The organism is Pedobacter sp. 01T416_2 (assembly GCF_056398925.1).
In genome coordinates this window covers 1-6,716 of the sequence record NZ_JBFTQI010000291.1, presented here as the reverse complement: position 1 = coordinate 6,716, position 6,716 = coordinate 1, and the positions used below count along the sequence as shown (strand labels likewise).

General features: G+C 41.6%; 3 protein-coding genes and 1 pseudogene. All 4 read left to right on the top strand.

What is annotated here, in order from left to right; genetic code table 11:
• Positions 1–660 (top strand): helix-turn-helix domain-containing protein (locus AC1DPQ_RS13610; RefSeq protein ID WP_477609750.1); only part of this gene is annotated, 660 nt, incomplete at its 5' end.
• A gap of 531 nt (positions 661–1,191) precedes the next feature.
• Positions 1,192–2,535, top strand: a complete 1,344-nt coding sequence (locus tag AC1DPQ_RS13605; RefSeq protein WP_477609748.1) for a glycoside hydrolase family 27 protein — start codon at positions 1,192–1,194, stop codon at positions 2,533–2,535.
• Complete coding sequence (locus AC1DPQ_RS13600) at positions 2,522–5,095, top strand: alpha-L-arabinofuranosidase C-terminal domain-containing protein (RefSeq protein ID WP_477609746.1); 2,574 nt, start codon at positions 2,522–2,524, stop codon at positions 5,093–5,095. Before AC1DPQ_RS13605 ends, AC1DPQ_RS13600 begins: the two co-directional genes overlap by 14 nt.
• A 1,320-nt stretch (positions 5,096–6,415) precedes the next feature.
• A pseudogene (locus AC1DPQ_RS13595) lies at positions 6,416–6,716 on the top strand (hypothetical protein); the annotation flags it as partial.

Here is a 6,716-nt window from a genome sequence, read left to right as displayed (position 1 = left end):
GGCTGGCAAAAGGCGCTTGCACTACATCCAGATCTGATCGTTTCCGATATCAGTATGCCTGAAATGAATGGCAATGAGCTTTGCGGGAAATTAAAATCAGACGAGAGGACAAAGCATATACCGATTATTCTTTTAACGGCTTTAACGGGTGAAGAAGAACAGCTAAAAGGGTTAGAAATAGGAGCGAACGATTACATGACCAAACCCTTTAATTTTGAGATCTTGCATTCCAAAATCAAGAACCTGCTCACGCTGAATCAAACCTTTAAAAAAACTTATTCCAGGCAGGTGAGTATGGCATCGCCAGAAATGGAAATAGAATCCGATGATGTGAAATTCCTGAACACCGCATTGCTTTACATTGAAGACAATCTCCATAAACCTCAATTATCGGTAGAAGATCTGAGCAAACATATGATGATCAGTAGGGTATCGTTATACAGAAAGTGTTTACGGGTTACCGGTAAAACCCCTGTTGATTTTATCAGGTCTGTTAAGCTCGAGAAAGCCGCTGTTTTATTGGAGAAAAGTAGTAAAACCATTTCTGAAATCTGTTATATGGTCGGTTTTAGCACCCCTAACTATTTTGCAAAGGCATTCAGGGAAAAATACCAGTTACTTCCTTCAGAATATAGAGCGAAAAAAAAGGATTCGGATTAAAAACAGCTCCTTGTGCCTTTCGGAAAGGATAAGTTGATTGATGGTGTTGAATTAAATAAAAACACAGCTATGTTGCTTCTCAATGTTATTAAGGTAAGCCATTCGGCACAAGCAAAATAATTTAACCACGACTTGTCCCGATTTTCGGGAGATAGAAAGGATGTACACAGATATGAAATCCGTGTTTATCTGCGTGCATCTGTTGTTAAAAGCCTGAGGTCGATTATTAAATTGTAAAAATAACTATCAGACAAGGCTTATTCCTAATCTCATCGTCATGCTGAACTTGTTTCAGCATCTTTTTTGGCAGGAAAGACCCTGAAATAAATTCAGGGTGACGACTGACTTAACCCAAAAACGAGATAATCAAATCGGTATTTAAATATTGAACCCAGGTTAAAAGCGCTTAACTTAACGACATTGCTTTTGCCACTTGAGTAATATTATTCTTGATACGTACTAAATGCCTCGATAATAATCGTTGTTTTAACGCTTATTATTTATATTTGTGAAAGACCAAATATAAAACGCATGAAAAGAATAGCATCAGTATTGCTTTTACTTTGTTCAATCTTCACAATTGATCAAACTTACGCACAGCAGAATTTTAAGAATTGGGCGAAGACTCCTCCAATGGGCTGGAATAGCTGGGACTGTTACGGCTCTTCCGTTACAGAAGCCGAAGTAAAAGCCAATACAGATTACATGGCTTCCAAATTGAAATCTTTCGGATGGGAATATATCGTTGTAGATATCCGCTGGTTTGTGGAAAATGATAAAGCAGGAGGATATAACMAAACGGATCCAAAATATGTAATTGATAAATTTGGCCGTTATCTGCCTGCTTTGAACCGGTTCCCGTCGGCAGCAGACGGACAGGGCTTTAAAAACCTGGCAAAATATATACATGCTAAGGGATTAAAATTTGGTATTCATATTATGCGCGGCATCCCTACGCTTGCCGTTAAAGAAAAGATGCCAATTAAGGGTACAAAATACACTGCCGATCAGATCTATAGCACTGCTTTGCAATGCAAATGGCTTACTGATAATTATACGATAGATGCTACAAAACCCGGTGCACAGGAATATTATGATTCAATAATGGAACTTTACGCCAGTTGGGGTGTCGACTTTATTAAAATAGATGATCTCTCCCGTCCTTATCATCAGGGAGAAATAGAGCTCATCAGAAAAGCAATCGATAAAACCGGCCGCCCGATTGTGCTGAGCACTTCACCAGGCGAAACGCCGATAGAAAAAGCAGAACACGTTCAACAACATGCAAATATGTGGAGAATGGTGGATGATGTATGGGATACCTGGCCACATATTACTCACCTGATTAATGTTGCCCAACCATGGGCGCCTTATATTAAGCCCGGAACCTGGCCTGATTGCGACATGATTCCTTTGGGTAGAATTTCCATTCGCGGAGAAAGAGGCGGCGACCGTGCGAGCAGATTGACCAAGGATGAGCAGCAAGTGCTGATGACCTTCTTCACCATATTCCGCTCGCCCTTGATGTTTGGTGGTGATATGCCGAGTTTGGATCCCTTTACCACTTCGCTGCTTACCAATAAAGCTGTGCTTAAGATGCATAGAGAAAGTACGGATGTAAAATTTCTTTTTAACGATCGCAAGAAAGTTGCGGTAACATCAACGAATGCTAAAACCGGACAACATTATCTCGCCCTGTTCAATCTTTCTGATGAACCAGATCTAAAGGAAATTTCTGTAAAATGCTCAGATTTAGGGATAACTAAAATAGCTAAAATTACAGATAGCTGGACAGGAAAAGTTGTTCAGAATGATGGAAAACAAATAACCGTAAATCTTAAACCTCATAGCTGCGTTTTGTATGAAATTAAGTAAGCTATCTATAGTGCTGGTGTTTCTGCTGTTTAGCAGAAACTCATTTGCAACAGAACCAACGCAACATGCTGCAACTGATTCTGTTTACCTGTTTTCATACGCGACTGATGGATTACGGTTTGCATGGAGCGATGACCGAAATAATTGGACACCTGTTGGAACAGGACAGGTTTATCTTCGCTCGGACTTTGGCCGCTGGGGATCAGATAAAAAAATGTTTGCTCCATATGTGATTCAGGGGCGTGGAGGAGTTTGGCAATGTGTATGGAGCTTAAATGATCGGGTAAGGCAGTTTGCCCATGCTCAAACAAGAAATCTGATTGACTGGGGGCCGCAAGGTTATCCCCTTTTTGAAAAAGGTAAGAATATCCTTCGTCCTGTGATTAGTTATCGTAAAGATCTCGACATTTATCAGATTGTATACACAGATAGCGAGGGCGCCTATTTTCAGAMAGAAACAAAAGACTTCAAAACCTATAGTCCGGCAAAGGAGGTACCCCTCTCTGCCTATAAAAGCAATACCATCACCACTACCATTCAAAACAATCCGGTGAGTGGGCAGTTACACCGTGTTAAATGGGCGGTGGTTGAAGAGTTGAATAAAACTGCAGAGCTCAGGAATTTCAAGGCGCGGCAAGATGCGGAGACAACCAAAGAAGATCCGGTACGTTTTGCAAACTTAACAAAGCCGGAGCTGCATATTTCGGCCGAGCCTGAAAAAGCTAAAGCAATCAGTAAGCTGTTAACAGGGATATTTTTCGAAGATATCAACTATGCAGCAGATGGCGGACTTTATGGTGAACTGATTCAAAATCGTGACTTCGAATATCAGCCATCAGATAAAGAAAACCATGATACAAAATGGAACGGCAATCATTCCTGGACATTCAAAGGCAAAGAAGGGGATTTTGCAATTCGAACAGCGCAGCCACTCCATCCGAATAACCCACATTATGCGGCACTAAATTTAACGGTCGATGGCAGTTCATTATCGAATTCTGGTTATGATGGTATTGCACTAAAAAAGGGCGAAAATTATCTTTTCTCCAGTTTTGTCCGGGTTGAAGRAGGAAAGAAGTCGTTTGAAGTAAGGCTCGTTAGTGAAAAATATGGCTTGCTTTCGAAAGGATTGATCAGTTGCAGTTCAAAATCCTGGAAGGAAATAAAGATGACACTCAAATCATCGGTTTCAGCCTCGGATGTGACTTTGCAATTGTGGCCATTACAAAACGGCCGTATCGATCTCGACATGATTTCACTATTTCCCCAAAATACCTTCAAAAATCGCCGAAATGGCCTTAGAGCAGATCTTGCAGATACAATTGCAGCGATAAAACCGCGTTTTGTGCGTTTTCCAGGTGGATGTGTGGCCCACGGAGATGGGATCCATAACATTTACAGATGGAAAAATACAATCGGGGCCTTACAGACTCGGGTTCCTGACCGCAATTTGTGGGGCTATCACCAGAGTATGGGGCTGGGATACTTTGAGTACCTTCAGTTTTGTGAAGATATCGGCGCAGCACCAGTGCCTGTTATCGCCGCTGGGGTGCCCTGCCAAAACTCAGGAGCCAATGGTGGCGGGCAACAGGGTGGAATCCCGATGGCAGATATGCCTGCATATATTCAGGATATTATTGATTTAGTTGAATACTGTAATGGAGCCACAAATACAAAATGGGGTAAGGAACGTGCAGCTGCAGGGCATCCGAAACCATTTAATTTAAAATATATCGGTATCGGCAATGAAGACCAGATAACAGACGTCTTTCGTGAGCATTTCGCCATGATCTATAAAGCACTTAAAAAAGCGCATCCTGAAATAACCATTATTGGAACTTCTGGGCCATTTTTTGAAGGCACAGATTATGAAGAAGGTTGGGCCTTTGCCAACGAAATGAAGGTTGACATGATAGACGAGCATTATTATCGTCCACCAGGCTGGTTTATAAACAATCAGGATTTTTATGATAAATATGACCGCAGTAAATCAAAGGTATATCTGGGAGAGTATGCGGCAAGTCTCCCCGGGGGAAATAGGACAAACCTGGAAACTGCTTTATCTGAAGCGCTGTATCTCACCTCCCTGGAGCGCAATGGAGATGTAGTATCTATGGCCTCTTATGCGCCATTGTTGGCAAAGGAAAAACATACACAGTGGAATCCTGATCTGATCTATTTTAATAATACAGAAGTTAAACCCACCATTGGATATTATGTGCAACAGCTTTACGGTCAAAATGTAGGAGATGAATTCATTCCTGCACGAGTTGATTTTTCAGTGAAGAGAGAAGATGTAATTAAGCGGGTAGCATACTCAATTACGCGTGACCAAAAATCAGGAAAATTATTCATCAAAATTGTAAATATGCTTCCTGTTGCAGTTAAGACTAATATTGATCTGTCCAAGTTAAGTTCAGTAAACAAACAAGTAATTAAAAAAGAAATATCAGGTCTTCCAGGCGATTACAAAATCCAACCTATAAAAACAGCTATGGATTTTTCGAATCTTAAATCTCTCGAACTAAAACCTTATTCCTTTACCGTATTTGAACTGTAAAATCAAATAAAAGCACTCGTCATCCGATAGCTATCGGATGCGAGAAGGCTTTTTCAGCCGACAGCCTGTCTCGACCTTTCGGGAAAGCAATCTTACAACTATCGCTACTAGCGGGAAAGACGACCGATTATAGCGAGCGCCTTAGCCTCTATCCGCCTATCGGCACCTTTCTCCTGAAAGGGAAAGGGCTAAAAAACAAATTACCGCATCCTGCAATATGCTCCCTGCAATCCGGCATAGCAGATTTTCGCAGGAAAAAGCACGGAAATCTGTGCAGTTCCCCTCATTACCCCACAGCCCAAGGCAGGATCAAGCGGGTGTGCCGGGATAAGCCAAGGTAAGAGCCTCGATACTGCCGCGATTAAGATTTCCGTAGGTTTTTACAAGAAAGGATGTGAGCCTTGATTTATGTCTTCTTAGTTGTTGTTTTTAAAGGCAGTCATGCTTTCGCTACGCTCAGGTTTGGTCGCCTTTTTATCAAGAAAAAGGTAAGAGCCCTTCGGCGGCGGTGAGCCGAGGCAAGGCCGAGCCTAAGGCAAAGATGGCTACCGCTTTAAAATTAGCTTCGCTGAGCACTCCGTGGTTTCCGCCTGCGCGGGAAAGACGACCGCTCTGGAATCTGCCATTGATAGAGATCAGTTTTTAGCCAAAAAACAAAGGAGTTGGATAACTGGTTTTGGCGGTTCGTCATTCCCAACTTGATTGGGAATCGTAATGCAAGCGCTTTAAGATTCCCGCCTGCGCGGGAATGACGCAGCATATCAGAAGCCAGAAAAACCGCTGTTTTATCTATGCCCGATGGTTGTCTAATGTCGCCTACCGGTATTGCATTCTGTCCAGTATTTTTTTACAGCTTCACGTTGTTTGTAGGCCTGCATCTATCTGGGTTTACAATAAAAAAACGCTCCAATTTTGCTTACCAATTTTACGGATCAGGAAAAAAATCGGACACAAATATTTCCAATTCAAACGCTATTATTTAGCAAAAAAAAGGTTTTTAGCTGCCGATGTAAAGCTTTTGCAACATTTTTAGCGGAAATTGAAAGATCTGATCTATTCTAAAACGTATCCCTGACTTAACTTCGATGTTAATAACCAATTATCCAGAAGAAGCTTATTCAGGCCTCTTATTTAATATGAGAAATGCAAAGAAAGGGAGTAAAGTGGTATCCACACAAAAGGCTAAAATTTTCCGGTAATGGTAAAGGTGCATCGTGTTATGGTGTATGCTATTGATAAGTTATGAACCAGTCAGTAGCCCAATTTTAAAAATAATGCGAAACCAACACACTTAATTAACCAAATATTATACAGATAAGCATGAATTTATATTCTTATTTTTTCATTGCCTGTGCATCGGCCTTTTGTTTGACGGGCAGATCGGCTATTGCGCAGGAGACCAAAGTCGAGCCAATAATCATAAAGGCAGAACGCAATATCCTGCTCAGGAGCTTTATTGATCTTGATGGTGGTAAACGGGTTACGCATGCCATCAGTATAGGTAGTCCGTTGCAAGTGCATTATACCTACGACGCGGACAATGGCCAATTGGTATTATTGTGGAAAGGAGGATTTTTGGATGCGACACCAATGTGGCATGATAGGGGCGATGGTTCTTCGC